The organism is Saccharibacillus alkalitolerans (genome assembly GCF_011090185.1).
GTDB lineage: Bacteria > Bacillota > Bacilli > Paenibacillales > Paenibacillaceae > Saccharibacillus > Saccharibacillus alkalitolerans.
Genome location: NZ_JAAFGS010000008.1, coordinates 113,506 through 132,808 on the forward strand (window position 1 = coordinate 113,506; position 19,303 = coordinate 132,808).

The following is a 19,303-nucleotide window of genomic DNA, read 5'->3' on the forward strand; positions in this document are numbered from 1 at the left end:
GTACGGCCTCAGGACCAATCCGTGTAAAGGTCCGTGCGCCGGTCTCTCCAGGTAGTGACGGAGCCTTTTTCCCGAACTTTATCCAACAGCGCAAGATCGAGGTCCGCAACGATAATCATGTCGTCGTTGATCTCTCCTTCGGCCACGATGCCGCGCGGAGGGAAAGGCACGTCGTTCGGAGAGATGACCGCAGCCTGACCGAAGTTGCCGCGCATGAAATCGACCGTCGGCAGCGAACCTACGGTGCCGGTGGTGACGATATAAATTTGGTTCTCGATCGCGCGCGCATGGCAGCAGTAGCGGACCCGGTGAAAGCCGTGCCGGTCGTCGGTACACGAAGGGCAGAAGATGACGTCGGCTCCTTTGGCCCGGGCCATGCGAACGATTTCCGGAAACTCGATGTCGTAGCAGGTCAGGAGCGCAACGGTGCCTTTTTCCGTCTCGAATACGGACAGCGCGTCTCCCTGAGCCATGTTCCATTCGTGCACTTCGGTCGGGGTGATGTGGATTTTTTCCTGCGTCTCGATTCTGCCGTCCGGATAAAACAGGTGGGCGGTGTTGTACAGCTTGCCCTCGCGCCGTACGACATGGGTGCCCGCAATGATGTGCATCTTCGACTCGGAGGAGAGCTTCCGAAACAAATCCAGATAAGGCTGCGTATAATCAGGGAGATTCTCGATCCCCTGCGCGCTGCCGTGCTCGTCCGGAATGGACAGCAGTTGGGTCGTGAAAAATTCGGGGAACAGCAGGAACTCGGTTTCGAACTCCTGAGCCGTTTTTACATAATGTTCGGCCTGTGCGGCGAATTCGTCGAACGTGGAAATGGTATGCAGGCGATACTGCACGGCGGCTGCGCGCATTTTCATCGGCGTAAACCTCCTAAAATTCAAGATGATTTCATCATAACAAATTGACGGCCGGTCGGAAACGGAGCATGCGGCCACCGCTTCTGTCCTTGACAAAAAATGTATTGTATATAAGAATAAAAGATCATACGTTCGAATCGGAAGCATATATCCCGGAACTGAATCTTCATGGTATGATGGGGCCGACAACAGCCGGAACGGAAGATCCAGGAAGCAGAGGCGAAGAGATGGAATTTTCCAAAATGTTTGTGCAAAATATGGCGGTCCTGGTTACCTGCGCTTATATCGCCAACTTGATTTATAAGTACGCGATCTATCGAACCTCGGGGATCATAAAATACATATGCTCCGTTCTGCTGCTGATTGCCGGCGGCTGGACTGCCATGATGTTCGGATTCAGGCTGACGGAGGACGTGATTTTCGACATGCGTCTTGTTCCGCTGCTGATCGCGATCTTCGTATACAGCCGTCCGCCGGTCGTGCTCGTGGTAGGGGTGGGCATCGGGCTGACCCGCTTCGCTTTCGGGTGGAGCGAGGCGGCGGTGGCGGGATTTATCAACTTGTCCATTTTGGGAGCCGCCGGCGCGCTGCTGAATGTGTGGCTGCGCCGCGTGGACTGGACATTCGCGAAACGGGCGGCATTGGTCATCGTGCTGATGAACCTGCTGAACTGCATCAATATCATGATTTTCGGCGTAATGCCGGACGGTTATTATTTGACGCACATCGTGCCTTACGCGCTGCCGACCAGCATTCTGCTGTGCGGACTCTTCGCTTTCATCCTGCGGGATTTCCAGAAGGATCAGCAGCGAGCGATCGCGTTGAAAGAGGCGAATCGGCTGCTGCACCAGCAGACGGAGGAACTCGGCAAGAACAAGATCGTGCTGGAGGACCGGGCGAAGCAGCTGCTGCTCGCCTCGCAGTACAAGTCGGAATTTCTGGCGAACATGTCGCATGAACTGCGGACGCCGCTCAACAGCATCATCAACCTCGCGCAGTTTATTTCCGAGTCGGCGGAAGACACGCCCAGCGAGGAAATGGCGCGCTACGGGCAATTGATTTTCCATTCCGGGGAAGACCTGCTCAAGATTATCAACGACATCCTCGATCTGTCCAAGGTGGAGGCGGGCAAGCTGGAGATCGTCAACGAAGATATCAGTCTGGTCGAAGTGGCCGGCTGGGTCGGTCCTTACTTCGAGCTGACCGCCGAGCGCAAACGCCTGGCGTTCGACATCCGTATGGAGGAAGGCCTGCCCGACACGATCCATTCCGATCCGCAGAGGCTGCAGCAAATTTTACGAAACCTGCTTGCGAACGCTTTCAAGTTTACGGAAACGGGCAAAGTCGAGCTTCATGTCTACAAAGCCGAAGAACCGCAGCTCAAAGGGGAATGGATCGTCTTCGCCGTCCGGGACACGGGCATCGGCATAGCGGCCGACAAGCATTTTACGATCTTTGAAGCATTCCAGCAGGCGGACAGCACCATCAGCAAAAAATACGGGGGAACGGGGCTGGGATTGTCGATCAGCCGCGATCTGTCCCGGCTGCTCGGCGGATTCATCCGGATGGAGAGCACGGAAGGAAAAGGCAGCACGTTCTCGCTCTTCCTTCCTCTTTCTTGAAGCCGGCACGCTCGCTTTTCGGGCGGAAGCGTCCTGGGTAAGTGAAAAGGGATAAAACTTTCTGGAAGTTTTCAAGGAGGTGTCCCTTATCAAAGCACCCGTAGTCGTCAAAAACAGACCCAAGCGAAAGTTCTCCGTGCAGCGAAGACAGCTGCGGATCGCCACGGCGGAGGGAATCCCGGCGATCGTGTTCCAGACTCTGCTGGCAGGGCCGTTCTTGACCGGATTTTTGCTCTATCTGGGTGCCAGCGCCTCCCAGGTCGGCTTCGTGTTGGCGATCACGACTTTCGTCAATATCGCCCAGGTTGCCGTGGCTTTTCTGATTCAGCGCCTTGAAAAAAGAAAACGAATATTCGTCACCTTCGGCATCGTTCAGCGGCTGATCTGGGGCGCGACCGGTCTCGTTCCGTTTTTGTTCGATCCGTCGCACTGGGTCACCGCTTTTGTCGTTTTGTACGTGGCCGCTTTTTTGGCGAACGCCGTCGTAACCGTACTCTGGACGTCGATCGTGAGCGACCTGGTGCCGCCGGCGGTCAGAGGCCGTTATTTCGGCATGCGCAACATGATCGTCAATGCGGTCGGCAGCCTGACGCTGTTCGTCGGCGGAATCATTTTGGACGCCAATCCGGGCGGGCCGGGATTTTTGATCCTGTATATCGTCGTCTGGACATGCATTCTGATCAATATCCTGGTTCTGCTCAAATTCCCGGACGTGCCGTTCGAGCGCTCGGCGGAAACCAAGTTTTTTCCGATGCTGCGCAAGCCTCTGCATGACGCTTCTTTTATCCGGGCAACGGCTTTTTTGTCGTTCTTTCTGCTGCTGCAGACGATCGTCGTGCCGCTATTCTCGTACGTCATGCTCGACATCCTGGGCCTCAGCTATAAAACGGTGTCGACGATGACGGTCGTGCAGACGCTGAGCATGATGGCGAGCTTTTACGTCTGGGGGAATCTGAACGCCCGCTACAGCAGCAAGCAGCTGCTGTACTGGACGCTGCCGATCGTCGCCGTCTCCTGCCTGTCCTGGGGACTGCAGGCGTTTCTGCCGGTCGTTGCGGCATTGGTGCTCGCCCATATGCTGCTCGGCGCGGGAATCGGAGGCTTCAACCAGCTGTCGTTCAACTTCATTATCGGCGACACGCCGAAGCGGGAGCGTCCGATGTTTACCGCCGTGTATTCCGCCTCGACGGGCCTGATGTCCTTCTTCGGTCCGCTGATCGGCGGGCGGGTGTACGACTGGGTCGAAGGAGGTCCGCACTGGATTCAGGCTTACGGCGTACAGATGACGGTCGGCGCGCTGCTGCTCGTGTTCTCCGTCACGGTCGGACGCCGGGTGCTTGTCGGAGAGCGCAAGGAAGCTTCTCCGCTGCGCCGCTTGATCCGGCGAAAAGAAGCCAGGGCTTGACCCGGCGGCCGTAAATCCCGACATCCGGCCGGATTCGGTCTCGTCCGTCCGTCATGGACGGCTTGCTAGAAGCTTTTCCACCGCTTAAACTGTCTCTATATGCGAAAAGCAGAAACCGCCGCGCTGCCGGAAACAGGCCGCAGCACGGCGGATCAAGCGTTTATTCCCGATAAGCGCCCAATACAAGCCGAAAAGGATGGGATATCATGTCGAACACCAAAAAGCCGATCGTCACCGACCAAGCGCCTAGCGCGATCGGTCCTTACTCGCAGGCAGTCGCGGCAGGAGGCTTTGTCTTCGCTTCCGGACAGCTCGGACTGGATCCGGCGACGGGCGAATTCCCGTCCGGCGTCGAAGCGCAGGCCAAGCAGTCTCTCGAAAACGTGCGCGCCGTTCTCGAAGCCGCGGGCAGCAGCCTCGACCGCGTCGTCAAAGCGACCATGTTCCTCAAGGACATGAACGATTTCGCCGCAGCCAATGCCGTGTACGGCACATTCTTCAACGAGCCTTATCCGGCCCGCAGCACGGTCGAAGTGGCTCGTCTGCCGAAGGACGCCCTGGTCGAAGTCGAAGTAATCGCTCTGGTCGACTGACCGGGAACGATATTCCGACCCGATCGCTTAAGCCGACTGCCCGTGCAGTCGGCTTTTTCGCGCTCTCCCGCGGGACCAGGCGTGCGCAGGCCGCCGAAGTCCCGCCCGCGGCGCTCTCTCGCGGGACCAGGCGTGCGCAGGCCGCCGAAGTCTCGCCCACGGCGCTCTCTCGCGGGACCAGGCGTGCGCAGGCCGCCGAAGTCCCGCCCGCGGCGTTCTCCCGTGGGACCAGGCGTGCGCAGGCCGCCGAAGTCCCGCCCGCGGCGTTCTCCCGCGGGACCAGGCGTGCGCAGGCCGCCGAAGTCCCGCCCGCGGCGCTCTCCCGCGAGACCAGGCGTGCGCAGGCCGCCGAAGTCCCGCCCGCGGCGTTCTCCCGCGGGACCAGGCGTGCGCAGGCCGCCGAAGTCTCGCCCACGGCGTTCTCCCGCGGGACCAGGCGTGCGCAGGCCGCCGAAGTCCCGCCCGCGGCGCTCTCCCATGCCGGGAGACGGAGGCTTTCCGGCAGCCCTCCCCGCCTTAAACGCACATGGAGAGGGACCGCCGTCAGGCACGGTCCCTCTCCTGTGAAAGCCGCGCCCCGAAGGGAAGCGGCGTCCTTGCGGAGTGACTCCGCAAGGGGCAAACGTTCGAGGCGAACAGCGGAGCGGCCGCATTTGAAACCGGGAAATTCACCTTGGCCTGTACTCCGATCGAAATTTCCCGGTTTCAACGGCGGGTGAGCCCGAACGTTTGCCCCTCACGCGAGCCCCCCGCCCAGACGCTCCCCCGAACGCGCGCGCTCCCCGAGGCGAGGGTCCGCGCCTCCCCGCGCTCCCCGCGCTCCCCGCGCCTCCTCAGTCGCGATCCATGATAGACCGCACAAACATCCACAACGCAAACGCGGCCGCGGCGATCGACGTCGCCAGCGCGGTCGTGTGCACGGCCTGAACCGTATCCGCTTGTTCCACCGAGATGGCATACAGCGCCCAAGCGAAGACCAGCGGATAAACGCCGTCGCGGTAGCGGAATCCGATCACGAGGGCCAGCAGCAAGGCTGCGATCAGCATGACGATAGCCCATCCCGTATCGCCGAGGCCGACATCCCCGAAGCCGTGCTTGGTGACCAGAGCGGAGATATTGACGATAGTGGCGACGCTGATCCAACCCAGATACAGGCTGAACGGGACCTTTACGAAAAGAATGTCCAGCACTTCGAGCCGCTCCCGGTCCAGCCGGGTGCGTACGTAAATCATGATCAGAGAAACGAGCAGCAGCAGCATGACGACGACCGACAGCTCGATCAGCAGATAATGCCAGCAGAACAGCCAAGCCATGTTGAGCACGCAGCTGACGGCAAACCAAGGTCCGGGCGCCGCGGCGGAAGCCCGGTCTTTGCGTTCGGCGACAAAGCCGTAAACGACGAATCCGATCAGCAGGACGTAGATGACCGACCAGATCGAGAACGCGAAGCCGGCCGGCGTCAGCAGGTTTTTGTACATGTCCGAGATTTCGCCGGTATCCCGGCCGGCGAGCGGCAGCAGGGTGGCCATCGCATTGACGGCGATCACGGCCGCAAGAAGAACGGCGTTCAACCATTTGTACGGATTTTTCGAAGACGAGAACAAAGGGAACAGCTCCTTTCAGAATGAAAAGCATCCGTCGGTACCGAAATGACCGGCAAGTCATTTCGGGCTACAACCATGTTATACCCCATTTGCGCGTTCGCGTACCCGGTCGTTGAATTTTTTGATTGCGGCGAGGAAGCAAAGATGGCATAATCGGAAAAGAAGAGAGCGGTTTCATCCTCAAGCCTTCCGCGAATCCGGCAGGAAAAGCAATGCTGCGCCCTTTTGTGCAAACGTTTGCCCAGATTTAATGCGAAAAGGGTCCGAAGGATTCGTTCAGACGGCACGATAACGGTGAAATATGTGATCATACGCAAATTCACCTCGGAGCCGAAACCGACATCACGCCGCCTCGGTTCGCGACAAGCGGCCGAAGGCAGGCTTTAAAAGGAGCTGACGCAGATATGGATACGAGTGAAGCGATACACCCGGACCGGGTAGGGCCGATGATCGTGCAGGAGGCGTGGGGTACGCTCGGAAGAGCGCTGACGCTGGAGCATATGAACGGCGTATATGTATGCAGGGGGGAGCGGGCGTCGCTGGCCTTCGTTTTTCTGGACGACAATCTGTTCCGCATGAAGCTGTTCATGGGCAAAGAACCGGATCTGTCCACGACGGTCGCCGTACTGCCGAGGGAAAGCGAACCGCTCCAGGCGGAGGTGGAGGAAACGGAGACGGCCTGGAAGCTGACGGGAGGCAGTCTCGTGCTGGAGATCGAGAAGCAGTCTTCGGCGGTATCCGTGTTCGATCGGGAAGAACGCTTGATCGCCCGCCAGAATACGGTCAGCTGGAACCCGAGAGGCGCCATCCAATCGGTATACGACATGCCGGGAGACTCCCATTTTTACGGTCTGGGGGAGAAGGCCAGCTTCCTCGACAAAAAGGGCGAGCGCTACACGATGTGGAACACGGACGTCTACGCGCCGCACATGCCGGAGATCGAAGCGCTGTACGAATCCATTCCGCTGCTCGTGCACATGCACGGCAAATGTTCCTACGGCATTTTCCTGGACAACCCGGGACGTACCGACTTCGATATGCGTTCGCACGGCATCTCGTATTCGATCGGCTGTTCGACGGGCGACTACGATATCTATTTCGTATACGGCCCTTCGTTGAAAGACGTCGTCCGCGGTTACACCGGCCTGACCGGCCGCATCGCGCTGCCTCCGAAATGGGCGCTCGGCTATCACCAGTCTCGCTACAGCTACATGAACCAGAACGAAGTGCTGCATCTGGCGCGCACGTTCCGGGAAAAACAGATTCCGTGCGACGTCATCTACCTCGATATCCATTACATGGACGAGTACCGGGTGTTTACGTTCGATCCTGTGCGGTTCCCCGATCCCGAAGGCATGATGGCGGAGCTGCGGGAGATGGGCATCCGTATCGTGCCGATCGTCGATCCCGGCGTCAAAAAAGACCCGAAATACGCCGTTTATCGCGAAGGCGTCGAGAAAGGCTATTTCAGCCGCAAACTCGAAGGGGACATTTTCTTCGGCGACGTATGGCCGGGAACGAGCGCTTTTCCGGACTTTACGGACGATACGGCGGCGCAGTGGTGGGGCGACCTGCACAAATATTATACGGATCTCGGCATTCCGGGCATCTGGAACGACATGAACGAGCCGGCCGTGTTCAACAGCTCCAAAACGATGGACCTCGACGTCATGCACGGCAACAACGGCAGCCCCAAAACGCACGAAGAGCTGCACAATCTGTACGGGATGCTTATGTCCAAGGCGACGTACGAAGGCCTCAAGCGGAATATGGACAACGAGCGGCCTTTCGTCCTGACGCGTGCCGGCTACTCCGGCATCCAGCGCTACGCGGCGGTATGGACCGGTGACAACCGCAGCTTCTGGGAGCATATGGCGCTCGCCATGCCGATGGTGCTCAATATGGGCCTGTCCGGGTTGTCTTTTGCGGGACCGGATATCGGCGGATTCGCGCACCATACGTCGGCGGAACTGCTCGTGCGCTGGACGCAGATGGGCGTGCTGTTCCCTTACTGCCGCAACCACTCGTCGATCGGCACGCTGCGGCAGGAGCCGTGGTCGTTCGGTCCGGAGATCGAAGGCATCCTCCGCGAGTACATCGGCCTGCGCTATCGCTGGATGCCGCATCTGTACAATTTGTTCCACGAAGCGGCCGAGACGGGGCTTCCGCCGATGCGTCCGCTGCTGCTCGAGTACCAGAACGATCCGAACGTGACCAATCTGTGCGATCAGTTCCTCGTCGGCAGCGACGTGATGGCGGCGCCGATCTACCGGCCGGCCACGGAACACCGGGCCGTCTACCTGCCGGAAGGACAGTGGATCGATTACTGGACCGGTGAGACGCTGGAGGGAGGCCGCCACATTCTCGCCCATGCGCCGCTCAGCGTCATGCCGCTGTACATCCGGGCGGGGGCCGTGATCGCGGAAGGCGAGTCGAAACAGTACGCGGACGACCGGACGGACGAGACGCTGACGCTGCGGGTCTACGGGGCCAAAGCGGAACCGGGATTCAAAGCCGAGTACAGCCTGTACGAAGACGACGGGGCCAGCTTCGACTACGTCAGCGGCGTATCGTCCCTGATCCGGTTCGAGCTTCGCGGCGGCGAAGGGGAGTTGGAACTGAGCTATCGCTACGAGCGCCACGGCTACACGGCCAACCGCAATCTGCTCCGGTTCGCGCTCGTCTGCACGGCGTTCGCGCCGTCGGAAATCGAAGGCCTGAACAAGTTGGAACGCGGCGAAGCCGAGAAGGGCCGGCAAGGCTGGTACGTCGACGAGCAGACCGGCGGCCTGATCCTTCAAGTGGAAGACGCGAGCCAGGGAGCGTCGTTCAAGCTGAAAGGGTAAAAAAGGCGCGGAAGGCGGAATAAAGCCGAAAAAGCCGGCAGCGGTCCTCGAAACCGCCGCCGGCTTTTTGTTTCGGGCGAAAAGTTGGAATTTGGAGGCTTGCAGGCTTAGAATGAAAAGGAAAGCGCACGTCCGGCAATACCTTACATACAAAAGCGGGCGAAAATGGACGGCGGGGCCGCCTGCCGTACAGGAGAAGCGACAACGCGAAGCGGGAGTTGAAGAAGGACATGTGGAGAATCATCGAAGCGTACGATCAGATCAATGCCTGGATCCGGGCGAGCCAGGGCAGTTTCATCGAACTGGAGAACGGCCAGCCTTACCGGTTTGCCCGGCGCAGAACGTTTACGGGCAAAGAATTGGAAGCGTTCGAGCAAAGCTCGGGCTTGGAACTTCCGGCCGAATACAAGCGCTTCCTGATCGGAGTAGGCGCGGTCGAATTGTTTGCGGAGCCGCTGGGCGCGGGGATCGAGATTATCGGACCGGACGAAATCGCGGATTTTTCCGAAAAAGCGCTGGGAAGCCGGGGCGACGGCCTTTATCCGAAGCTGCTCCTCGCCGTATCGATGCCGAAGTTCGGATGTTTCGGCGGCTTCAGGCCGGGGAGCGAGCGGGACGAGCGATACGGCGTGTTTCGTTCGGCGGCTCCGCCGAAGCAGGGGATCGAAGCGGACGGATTCACGGCGTTCGACGACTGGCTCGTCAAGCTGGTGGAGAATCGGGCAGCGGCCGTCTGAAACGGGCGGATTCCGGAACGGAAATCCAGGCGCCGACAAGGAAGCCCGACGCGGGATGCGTCGGGCTTTTACATGTCCGCCCTGCGATAAATCAGGAAGTACAGGAACAGTACGCCGACGGCCAGCTTGAACCGTTTCTCGGCGGCGACTTTACGTCCGGCGAGGAAGCGTTCGGCGTCCGAAGGCTCGACGCCGCTTTGCAGCGCAAAAACTTCGGGAGTCAGGCCGAAGCTTTCCGACAACCCTTGCATGACGGCGCGAAGCCTTTCTTCCGGCGGGATCTGCGGCGTATTGATGCCGAGGCCGAGGAAGGCGATCAGGTCGAACGCGGCGGAGCGCTGCGCGGCGTCCAAATGATCCAGGTCGCTGTCGCCGCTCGAGTACGCTTCGAGATCGTTCCGGCCGATGCCGGTGAGCCGTTCCAGCGACTCGAACGAGACTTTGTACGCCTGTACGGCGCTGCTCAGCAGCTCGCGGCTGCCGATCGCTTCGTGTGGGAGCGGTTCTTCCTCGAATTCGAAAGAACGGGAATTGTTTTCGGTCATAAGAAGGACCTCCTTGCGCGCGATTAGAGTAAAATCAGGCAATCAAAGCCATTATACCGTAATCGCGGCGTCGGCCGCGAGGCCGGAAAGGAGAGGAACGCCCCGGACAAGCTTTCCGGCGCGCCGGAATTTCGGGATTTGCGCGCGCCGCGGAGCGCTTCGAGGACGCGCCGGAAATGCGACGGAAATACGACGGAACGGAGAAAAAGCCGAGCGGAATCGCTCAGCTTTTTCGCGGTTTTGGTTCGACGGGAATCCACAGCTCGTTGCGGTTCTCTTCGGGAGGAAGATAGCATTCCACTGCCGGCAGGTCCGCCAGCTCGTACGGCGAAGAAGGGAGCCACTCGGCGTACATTCTTTTCCAGGTTTCCCGGAAGCCTTCCGGCACGCCGGGCACGTCGAAGACGGCCCAAAGCGCCGCAGGGAGGCGCAGTTCCGCCATGCCGCCGGGCAGCGGAGCGTCCGAGGCGATCGCGAAATAATAATCGAACGTTTCGGACCGCCCCCATTCCCCGGCCGCCAGCACGCCCAGGATGCCGCGCAGCGGAGCATCTTCCCGGCGAATCTCCCACAGTTTCCCGAAGAGCCCTTCTTCCGCCGCCTTGGCCCAGCGTACCGGTACTTCCTCGAACGCCCGCTCCGTGTTTACGGCGAGCACTTCTCCCGCAATGCGAAACGCTTCCGCCCGTTCCAACCGATAATTCATTTCCGCAGCTCCTTTTAACGTGAATTGAAAGGTAAGCCGGGGGTAGGCTTTAAGCGGCGAGCCGGTGCCGCGTGCCGCTGTCGGCGTCACGCCGTGCAGCTGCTGAAACGCTCTGGCAAAAGCTTCGGGCGATTCGTAGCCGTACTTGAGCGCGACGTCCACCACTTTGATCGGCGTGTTTTGCAGCTCGAACGCGGCCAGCGTCAGCCTTCTTCGGCGAATATATTCCGCGAGCGGGATATCCGTGACGAACGCGAACATGCGCTGGAAATGCTGAGCGGGGCAGCAGGCCGCTCTTGCCGCTTCCGCATACGAAATTTCCTCCGTCAGGCGCTCCTCGATATAATCGAGCGCCGCATTCATGCGATCCATCCATTCCAACGCAACCTGTCCCTCCTCTTGTCGGCCCGGCGCGGGCGCTTCCCCGTAAACCCGTCCTTTCCCCTTCAGTCTAGAGCGTCCCCTGCCCGAATGCCTTGCGAAGGTCGTACAGCTTGTGCAAGGTTTTTTAGGGAAAGGATCGAAGGGAGGCCCGGGCGGCGTCGGCCGGATTTTTGCCGCCGTTCGTCTTCATCGTGAAGCAGGCGGCAGGGAGCGGTCAAGCCTTTCCGGGGCGAAAGCGCGAAGCGGCCTGCACGGACATTGCGGAATCAGTCGAAAAAATGCCGGATATCGTTTAGAATGGGGAGAAGGGCAATTTTGGCTCAGGTAGGACAGAACACGAAAAAAGCGGACAAGACGGGGGACAAACATGAATCAACCGCTTTATGGAATATGGCTGGGAGACGTCTTCTTCTGCTTCTCCGGCGAAACGTCGGAGCCGAAGGTGGACGCCTGGACCCGGCAGGTGAGAAAACTGGATATCGGCGGCGAGAAGCCGCTTAGACAGGCCGCGCTGCGCCTTGCGGAACTGCGCTGGCCGGGCGCGTCCTCGCGCCGCGGCCGCACCCGCGGATTCGGCGGGCGGACGCTCGAAGGGCTGGCTCTGCCGGCCGCGTCGGCCTTTGCGCTGCTGTCGGACTTCGACGAGCAGAAATTTACCGCGCAGGGCTTCGCGCCCGGGGCGGAAATGCGCTATTGGAGCGCGGCGGTGAAATTCGCGCGCGACCTGCTGGCGGACGGCTGCTTCGTGCCGGCGGCCGATCCGCCGGCGCGAGTCAGTGCGCGCAGGGCATCGGAACTTAGCTTTACGGGAACGTGGAAGCCGCTGCTGGAGCGGCCGGAAGACCGGGAGCGCTTCGCCGCGCTGGCCGCGGCGATGCCGCCGATCGGGCTGACGGCGCCCGGAGCGGCAGGCACGGAGGAGGAATCGCCGCCGCTCGGAAGAGCGCGCGAGCTGGTCCTGCATTCGTTTCTGTCGGCGCTGATCGACGGACAGATGCGCCTTATGCTGGGCGGCATGCGCAGCCGCCTGCAGCAGATGAAGCTTCCGTACCGGCGCGGATACTCGCCGCTGTCGGCGCTGTGGTGGAACAGCCTGCTCGATCCGCAGCGCGAAACGAAGGTTCAGGGCGCTTCGGACGATATCGAAGAGCTGGAACGGCAGATCGCCGAACTGGGCGGTTCCGTGCCGGAGAGCGCCGGCGAGGAAGAAGCGGGAAGCGCCCGGCTGAGGCTGGGTCTTCGGCTCGAGCCGAAGATTTCCGATCCGGACAGCCCGGAGGCCGACCGCTGGCGGTTGGCGTTCCGCGCCGAGGACGAACTGGAAGCCGGGGCTTCGCTGCCGGCTTCGGATATCTGGCGCCTGACCGAAGACGAACTGGTGCTGCGCGGCAGACGCTACGCGGAACCCAAACGCCAGCTTCTGACGCTGCTGGGGCAGGCCGCTCGGCAGGTGCCGCAGTTGGAAGAGGCGCTGAGCCGTCCGCATCCGGAAGAAGCCTGGCTCGGCGCGGAGGACATGTTCGATTTCCTGATTGCCGGCGTGCCCGCGCTGCGCGCGGACGGCGTGCGGATCGAGATGCCGTCGCGCTTCACCAAGAGAGGGCGGCGTCCCGCCGGCGTGAAGCTCAAAGCGCGGCTCGAACCGGGACGGAGCGGGGAAGGCGAAGCGGCGCTGGGCATCAAGCAGCTGGTGGAATTCGATCTGGAGGCGACGATCGGAGAGACGTCGATCGGTCTTGACGAACTGCGCCGAATCGCGGAAGACGGCGTTCCGCTCGTCTTCTTGAACGGCGAATGGATCGAAGTCGACGTGAAGGAGGTCCGCCAGGTGCTGCGGCTGCTCAAGAAGCAGACCGTGCACGAGATGACGTTCGGCGAGCTGCTGAAGCTCTCGGCCGCCGAGGACGACTCCGTCTGGAACGGCGTCGGCGTCTCGGGAATCGAGACTTACGGGCTGCTGTACGATCTGCTGCGCGGCGGCGGCCGGGCTTCCGCGGAGCGGCAGGTGCCGGCCGCGCTGAACGGCACGCTGCGCCCGTATCAAGAACGCGGCTACCGCTGGCTGTCGTCGATGCGCGAGATGGGCTTCGGAGCCTGTCTGGCCGACGATATGGGCCTGGGCAAGACGGTGCAGGTCATCGCCTGCCTGCTCGACCATCCGATGCCGGGCCCGAAGCTGATCGTCTGCCCGACGTCGCTTCTCGGCAACTGGCAGCGGGAGATTCAACGTTTCGCCCCGGACTTTACGCTGCACGTGCATCACGGCACGCAGCGGCTGCGCGGCGAGGCGTTCGAACGCTGCGCCCGGGAACACGACATCATTTTGACGACGTATCCGCTGATCGGCCGGGACGTCGAAGAATTCCGCGGGATCGTCTGGACATCGGTTGTGCTGGACGAAGCCCAGTCGATCAAAAATTACGGCACGAAGCAGGCGCAGAACGTCATGAAGCTGAACTCGCCGCACCGCATTGCCGTAACCGGGACGCCGGTCGAGAACCGGCTGGCCGAGCTGTGGTCGATCTTCCAGTTCATGAATCCAGGCTATCTGGGCTCGGCGGCCTCGTTCCGCCGCCGCTTCGGCGCCAACGCGCCGCAGGTGCCGGAGGAAAGCGACAAGCTGCGCACGATGGTCGCTCCGTTCATGCTGCGCCGCTTGAAAAGCGATCCCGATATCCGCAAAGACCTGCCGGAGAAGATCGAGTTGAAGTCGTACTGCGAATTGACGATCGAACAGGCGGGGATGTACCAATCCGTCGTCGGGGAGTTGATGCAAAAAGTCGAGAGCCGGGAAGCGTCCAGCCGGACGGTCCGTCAGGGCATCGTGCTGTCGGCGCTTACGCGCCTTAAGCAGATCTGCGACCATCCCGCGCTCGTGCGCGACCATACGGGAGGATTCAAAGCCGAAAAGTCGGGCAAGCTGATGCAGCTGATCGAGCTGCTTGACCGGATTCGGGACAACGGCGAGTCGGTGCTGATCTTCACCCAGTATGTCCGCATGGGCAAGCTGCTTGCGGAAGAACTGGGCCGGCGCTACGGCGAAGAACCGATGTTTTTGCACGGAGCGGTCAAAAAGGAAGATCGCGATTCCATGATCCGGACGTTCCAGGAGGGCGAAGGCGCGAGCGCGTTTATTCTGTCGCTGAAGGCGGGGGGCCTCGGCCTCAACTTGACCCGCGCCAACCACGTCGTGCATTTCGACCGCTGGTGGAACCCGGCCGTCGAGAATCAGGCGACGGATCGCGTGTTCCGGATCGGTCAGCGGCGCGGCGTGCAGGTGCATAAGCTGATCTGCCAGGGGACGCTGGAAGAACGAATCGACGAGATGATCGAGAACAAAAGAACGTTGGCGGAGCGGGTCACCGGAACCGGGGAACGCTGGCTGACGGAAATGTCCAACGAGGAACTGCGGACGCTCGTGTCCCTGCAGGGAGAACGGATCGAGTAAACGCCGGAAGGGCGTCCGGCGGGGCGATAAGGGCGGCAAGCCCGCTTTGCGCCCGGCGAAAAGGGGGATGGAGATGAGCAACCTGCACGTAGTACAATTGGAAGCGAAGCCGGGCCTGTTGATCGCCGTTGTCGAAGAAGAACGGCGGGAAGGTTCGGCTTCCCGCCGGGTCGAAATTCCGATTGCCCCGGCTTCGGCGAAGCAGAGGGCGGATTGGCAGCGCTTGGCGGAGCATTCGGCGCTCGGGCTGTATCGCCTGCTCGGCGAAGCCGGCGAACTGACGATACGGCCGGGAGGCGACGAGAAGCCGGGACGGAGCCGGCCGGCGCGGCGCGCCGTCGAAGGCGGCGGAGAGGCCGATGCGGAAGACCGCCGGACCGAGGCCGGCAGCGGCACGGCATCGGGGTCCGGCGAAGGCGGCGGAACGGCCGCTCGGGCGGACGGAGCCGAGATTCCGTCCGCGCGAACGCAGCTGACGTTCGACGGCGGCGAAGCCGCCTGGGAAATGACCGCCGCGCAGGCGGGCGGCGGTCCGGAAGTGCCGGCCGCCCTCGCGGCGGCGGCCGAAGCCGTCCGAACGCATCCGGCGTTCGGACTTACGCTCGCCGGCATCGATCCCGGCGAGCTGGCCGGCGCGGCGCTGGCCGCGTGGAGCGACGGCTGGGCCGCCGCTCCGGATGAAGCGGCGCCGAAATCGGCGCCGCGCGCCGCCGCGGAAGGCGGCGGCCGGGAGATCGCCGAGTGGATCGCTTCGGCGGCCGAGAAAGGCGTGCTGCACGAGCACGGACGCCTGCCGGATGAGCCGGCGGCTGCGGAAGCCGCCCTGCCGGGTCCCGGCGATCTTTCGCTGCTGCCGGACTCCGCCCCTGCGGAAGCGGCGCTGTCGGAACTTCGGCGTGCGATGCGCGTCCGGATGGGCGGAAGCTTGTGAGAAAATTGGACAGAACGCGAAAAAGACGAGATCAGCAGCGCAAGCGGAGCGGAGCAGAGCAGGACAGCAGGGAGGAATCTGCGTGAACATATATACCGCATCGAGATGGGGAACGATCGTGCTCGGTACGGCGCTGGCGGCGGGGCTGTTAAGCGCCTGCAGCGCCGCGGGAGCCAAAAACGAACCGGATCGCGAGGCGCAGCAGTCGGTCAAGGGGGGAACCGAAGACGGAGCGGGGAAATCGCAAAGTCCGTTTGCGGGAGATTCGCTTCAGTCCACGGTCGAACAGAAGGACGGCAGGAACGTGGTGACCAATCCGACATCGATTCATGTCGTGGTGAATAAGAATCGTCACTTGCCGGACGGCTACGAGCCGTCCGATCTGGTCGTGCCGAACGTGCCATTCTCCTTCGGCGACCCGGAGAACCAGGAGAAGAGCCGCATGCGCAAAGAAGCCGCCGGAGCGCTGGAGCAGCTGTTCGCGGGAGCGAAGAAGGACGGAATCGAGCTGTACGCCGTGTCGGGTTATCGCTCCTATGCGCGCCAGAAAGACATTTACGACTACAATGTCTCCACGCGCGGAGAAGAGGAGACGGCCAAAGTCAGCGCGGCGCCCGGCACGAGCGAGCACCAGACGGGGCTTGCCATGGACGTATCCTCGCCGAGCGTTGGCAACGCGCTGGAGCAGTCTTTCGGCGATACCGAGGAAGGCCGCTGGCTGGCCGACCGCGGGCAGGAGTACGGATTCATCGTGCACTACCTCAAAGGCAAGGAAGAGCAAACCGGCTACTCTTATGAACCGTGGCATATTCGCTACGTCGGGAAGGAACTGGCCGAAGCGGTACACGCCAGCGGACTGTCGCTCGAAGAGTATCTGGAAGAGAGCAGCCTGGCGGGCGGACAGTAAAAGCCGTCTTTACCGGCCTGAGATCGAACGAACCCCGAATTTTCGGGACGGGGAAAAGACGCCCTTTACAATCGTAAAGGGCGTCTTTGTTTTGTACGGAACAAAAAAGGACGACCTGAGGCCGTCCGCCGGTTCAAAGCCGGAACGTGCGTTTTTCCGAGTTCGAATCGAATAAAGCCCGGCCGTTTCTTCGTTCGGCCTCGCTTCGCACGCAGTAAGGCCCGGCGAAAGGCGGTTTATCCGAAGCGGCACGTTTGTGGGGCGGCGCGGACGACTTTTCAGGCCCGTGTAAAGTTTGAGCCCGATGTTTTCCCGCGTCTCCCCGGCCCGGCATAAAGGACTGCCCGCTTCTGCGCGACCGCTCTTCCTCTTCGCCCAGAGACAGGACCTCGCTGCGCAGCGCCAGCATCTTGTGATCCAATTCGCCTGCGGCGCCGGCTGCGGAGGAGAGTTCGCGTTCCAGATAATCCGGTACCCTCCGATCATATTTGTACAGTAAAATATGTTCCAGACTGGCCCAGAAATCCATCGCCAGCGTGCGCATCTGCACCTCGATCCGTACCCGGCAGGTCCGGCCCTCGAACTCGACGGGGACGGACAGCAGCATATGCAGACTGCGGTAGCCGTTGGACTTGGGATTCATGATGTAGTCCTTGATCCAGAGAATCCGAAGATCCGGATGGCGGTCGATCCGGTCGAGCAGCAGGTAAATGTCGGTCACGAAGGCGAATACGATTCGCATGCCCGCGATGTCGTGGATGCGTTCGGTTACATGTTCCACGGAAGGTTCCAGACCCAGCCGCGACAATTTGTCCAGAATGCTGGCCGGCTCCTTGATACGCGTTTTAATATGTTCGATCGGGCTGAAGCCCTCGTCGCTTTTCCATTCCCTGCGTATGCGCTCGATTTCGCCGCGGAGCTGCCGAAGCGCTTGGCGGTGCATAGCGGGAGTGTGGACCCACCTGCCGCGCGGGAAAAGCCGCGTTCCGTGCGGTGCGCGAATCGCCCTTTCCAGGGCGGCGCGCTCGGCTTCTTCCGGCAGGCTTGTTGGCGTTTCCAAAAATTCTCGGGTCTTGTTCAAAATGATCTACTCCTGAAAGGGCTTGGATTGTGGGATCGGCGCATCTATTGTAAACTGACAAGCATAGGGAACCCGATTGTCGATTGCGGGCATGCGCCTACCCCCGCCTTATCTTGTAACCGGAAGAGCGGGGGAGCGAATCCGGCCCGCAGGCAAGCATCGGGCGGAGATGCGCGAGGTATTTTCACCGCCAGCCGCAAATCGTGTAAAATATGGGGATGCGCGTGCGGCATCGGCTTTTCCGGCCGCGGAAAGCCGCGCCGGTCGGAACAGAGGAGGAGAGGGACTTGAATTTTTTGCAGCGGATCAAAGACGGCGCGGGGAAAGCTTCCGAACGTGCCCAGAGCGCGGTCGAAATCGGACGGCTGAACAGCCACATTTCGGATATTCAGCGCGAAATCGAAGTGCATTTTCTGCGCATGGGACAGGTGTTTTACGAAAATTACAGCAGCCGTAACACGGGGCCGGCCGAAGAAGAAATCATGGAATTGTGTACCGCCTGCGACCTGCTGACCGAGGAGATCGCGGAGCTTCGGGCCAAGATCGCGGAGCTGCGCGGCGAGAAGCTGTGCGTATGCGGGGCGCGTCTCGATGCGGATGCCGCAGTCTGTCCGCACTGCGGACGGCAGTTGACGCCGGAAACGGCGGAGGGAGCGCCGGCGCCTTCTTCGGGCAAGGTGGAGCTCCGCAAGGAAACGGAGCGGAAATCGGAAGTCGAATCGGAGGCGGTGCACGATCTGCTCGGGGTTCCCGGTTTCGGGCCTGACGAAGACGGGCCGTATGAAGACGAGCGTTACGAAGAGGAGCTTCGCACAGAAGAACGCCGCGACGATCGGGAACGGCGGAGCGGGCTTCAAAACGAAGCGGAACCGTCCGAGACAGGCGAGCGTCTCCCGAACGAAGAGCGTTTCGAAACGTCGCGTCTTCGGGAGCAGCCGTCCGAAGAAGACGAGCAGTTCGAGACGAAGCGGTTCGAACTGGGGCGTTTGGAAAAAGAACAGGCCGACGAGCGGGAAGAATCGGACCAAGGCGTCGCCGAGTACGTGCCATCCTACGAAGCGGCCTTCCGCTCGGGAGAGGAGACTCCCGAGCAGCGCGAAGAACGCCAGCGCCGCGAACTGCGCGAGATCCGGGAGCGCGAACGCCGCAAGATGAAGGAAGAGCGCGAAGCCGGAGAACGGGGAGCGCCCGCGGACGGGCCGGATGCCTATGCGGAAGAAGAAGCGGAGCCGATTCGCGATCCGGAACATGAGCGCCGGCAGCGGGAACGAATCGAGCGCGAAAAGGAACGTCAAGACGAACTGGACCGCTTGATCGCTTCATGGAACCGCGGTACGGAAGGGACCGACGAAGAGGAGCTCATCGTGCGCCGTCCGGTCGGCGAGGTGGTGCGCTGCCAGGTCTGCGGAAGCGGACTGCCGAAGGGCTCCAAATGGTGCCCGCACTGCGCTTCGGAGCAAATCTGAACGAATGTCCTTCGAGCCTCGGGAAAATCGGGGCGCGCCAGGGAAGTTATGCTTGTCATACGGCTGCCGAACCTCTGCCCGCCGGGCAGGGGTTCGGCGTTTTGACGCTGATTTGCATTTATTTGCAACGTTTTGCACGCTGTTACGTAGGTGAAGTTAAGG

The 19,303-nt window shown here is 61.4% G+C and carries 14 protein-coding genes; 9 read left to right on the plus strand and 5 right to left on the minus strand.

Annotated elements, in window-relative coordinates; all coding sequences use genetic code 11:
- Positions 1 to 8: 8 nt before the first annotated feature.
- Positions 9 to 866 (minus strand): carbon-nitrogen hydrolase family protein, encoded by an 858-nt coding sequence (locus GYN08_RS19165; RefSeq protein ID WP_166277716.1) that lies wholly within the window; start codon positions 864 to 866, stop codon positions 9 to 11.
- Between the two features lie 227 nt (positions 867 to 1,093).
- Between GYN08_RS19165 and GYN08_RS19170 the strand changes: the two genes are divergently transcribed.
- The 3 genes from GYN08_RS19170 (at position 1,094) to GYN08_RS19180 (ending at position 4,486) form a co-directional block, all read left to right on the plus strand.
- A complete protein-coding gene (locus GYN08_RS19170) occupies positions 1,094 to 2,488 on the plus strand; it encodes a sensor histidine kinase (RefSeq protein WP_166277719.1) in 1,395 nt (464 codons plus the stop codon).
- A gap of 79 nt (positions 2,489 to 2,567) precedes the next feature.
- Entirely contained in the window at positions 2,568 to 3,893 is a 1,326-nt protein-coding gene (locus tag GYN08_RS19175) for an MFS transporter (protein WP_166277722.1), read from the plus strand.
- Positions 3,894 to 4,099: 206 nt separating this feature from the next.
- Positions 4,100 to 4,486: a RidA family protein gene (locus tag GYN08_RS19180; protein WP_166277724.1), complete on the plus strand. Its 387-nt coding sequence runs from the start codon at positions 4,100 to 4,102 to the stop codon at positions 4,484 to 4,486.
- 833 nt (positions 4,487 to 5,319) lie between these two features.
- On the opposite strand, the gene GYN08_RS19185 is transcribed toward GYN08_RS19180, so the two are convergent.
- Positions 5,320 to 6,090: a tryptophan-rich sensory protein gene (locus GYN08_RS19185; RefSeq protein ID WP_166277727.1), complete on the minus strand. Its 771-nt coding sequence runs from the start codon at positions 6,088 to 6,090 to the stop codon at positions 5,320 to 5,322.
- A 404-nt stretch (positions 6,091 to 6,494) separates the two neighbouring features.
- Between GYN08_RS19185 and GYN08_RS19190 the strand changes: the two genes are divergently transcribed.
- Positions 6,495 to 8,936, plus strand: a complete 2,442-nt coding sequence (locus GYN08_RS19190) for a glycoside hydrolase family 31 protein (protein ID WP_166277731.1) — start codon at positions 6,495 to 6,497, stop codon at positions 8,934 to 8,936.
- A gap of 230 nt (positions 8,937 to 9,166) precedes the next feature.
- The gene (locus GYN08_RS19195; RefSeq protein WP_166277734.1) at positions 9,167 to 9,673 is read left to right on the plus strand and encodes an SMI1/KNR4 family protein; all 507 of its coding nucleotides are present in this window, start codon (positions 9,167 to 9,169) and stop codon (positions 9,671 to 9,673) included.
- 68 nt (positions 9,674 to 9,741) lie between these two features.
- Here the strand turns inward: GYN08_RS19195 and GYN08_RS19200 are convergent, their stop codons facing one another.
- Together GYN08_RS19200 and GYN08_RS19205 are read right to left on the minus strand one after the other, a co-directional pair.
- The gene (locus GYN08_RS19200) at positions 9,742 to 10,218 is read right to left on the minus strand and encodes an HTH domain-containing protein (RefSeq protein ID WP_166277737.1); all 477 of its coding nucleotides are present in this window, start codon (positions 10,216 to 10,218) and stop codon (positions 9,742 to 9,744) included.
- 223 nt (positions 10,219 to 10,441) lie between these two features.
- Complete coding sequence (locus GYN08_RS19205; RefSeq protein WP_328802984.1) at positions 10,442 to 11,296, minus strand: AraC family transcriptional regulator; 855 nt, start codon at positions 11,294 to 11,296, stop codon at positions 10,442 to 10,444.
- A 379-nt stretch (positions 11,297 to 11,675) separates the two neighbouring features.
- Between GYN08_RS19205 and GYN08_RS19210 the strand changes: the two genes are divergently transcribed.
- From GYN08_RS19210 to GYN08_RS19215, 3 genes are all read left to right on the plus strand, one after another.
- Positions 11,676 to 14,756: a DEAD/DEAH box helicase gene (locus GYN08_RS19210; protein WP_166277743.1), complete on the plus strand. Its 3,081-nt coding sequence runs from the start codon at positions 11,676 to 11,678 to the stop codon at positions 14,754 to 14,756.
- Positions 14,757 to 14,829: 73 nt separating this feature from the next.
- A complete protein-coding gene (locus tag GYN08_RS23850; RefSeq protein ID WP_235946392.1) occupies positions 14,830 to 15,687 on the plus strand; it encodes a hypothetical protein in 858 nt (285 codons plus the stop codon).
- Between the two features lie 82 nt (positions 15,688 to 15,769).
- Complete coding sequence (locus GYN08_RS19215) at positions 15,770 to 16,594, plus strand: M15 family metallopeptidase (RefSeq protein WP_328802980.1); 825 nt, start codon at positions 15,770 to 15,772, stop codon at positions 16,592 to 16,594.
- Positions 16,595 to 16,727: 133 nt separating this feature from the next.
- On the opposite strand, the gene GYN08_RS19220 is transcribed toward GYN08_RS19215, so the two are convergent.
- Positions 16,728 to 17,675, minus strand: a complete 948-nt coding sequence (locus GYN08_RS19220) for a GTP pyrophosphokinase (protein WP_235946393.1) — start codon at positions 17,673 to 17,675, stop codon at positions 16,728 to 16,730.
- A gap of 287 nt (positions 17,676 to 17,962) precedes the next feature.
- On the opposite strand from GYN08_RS19220, the gene GYN08_RS19225 reads away from it, so the two are divergent.
- Entirely contained in the window at positions 17,963 to 19,141 is a 1,179-nt protein-coding gene (locus tag GYN08_RS19225; protein WP_166277749.1) for a hypothetical protein, read from the plus strand.
- Positions 19,142 to 19,303 lie beyond the last annotated feature (162 nt).

Bases quoted from the DNA above. Each gene is read 5' to 3' on its own strand.
- GYN08_RS19165 (WP_166277716.1), bottom strand. From the start codon at position 866: ATGAAAATGCGCGCAGCCGCCGTGCAGTATCGCCTGCATACCATTTCC.
- GYN08_RS19170 (WP_166277719.1), top strand. From the start codon at position 1,094: ATGGAATTTTCCAAAATGTTTGTGCAAAATATGGCGGTCCTGGTTACC.
- GYN08_RS19180 (WP_166277724.1), top strand. From the start codon at position 4,100: ATGTCGAACACCAAAAAGCCGATCGTCACCGACCAAGCGCCTAGCGCG.
- GYN08_RS19190 (WP_166277731.1), top strand. From the start codon at position 6,495: ATGGATACGAGTGAAGCGATACACCCGGACCGGGTAGGGCCGATGATC.
- GYN08_RS19195 (WP_166277734.1), top strand. From the start codon at position 9,167: ATGTGGAGAATCATCGAAGCGTACGATCAGATCAATGCCTGGATCCGG.
- GYN08_RS19200 (WP_166277737.1), bottom strand. From the start codon at position 10,218: ATGACCGAAAACAATTCCCGTTCTTTCGAATTCGAGGAAGAACCGCTC.
- GYN08_RS19205 (WP_328802984.1), bottom strand. From the start codon at position 11,296: ATGGATCGCATGAATGCGGCGCTCGATTATATCGAGGAGCGCCTGACG.
- GYN08_RS19210 (WP_166277743.1), top strand. From the start codon at position 11,676: ATGAATCAACCGCTTTATGGAATATGGCTGGGAGACGTCTTCTTCTGC.
- GYN08_RS23850 (WP_235946392.1), top strand. From the start codon at position 14,830: ATGAGCAACCTGCACGTAGTACAATTGGAAGCGAAGCCGGGCCTGTTG.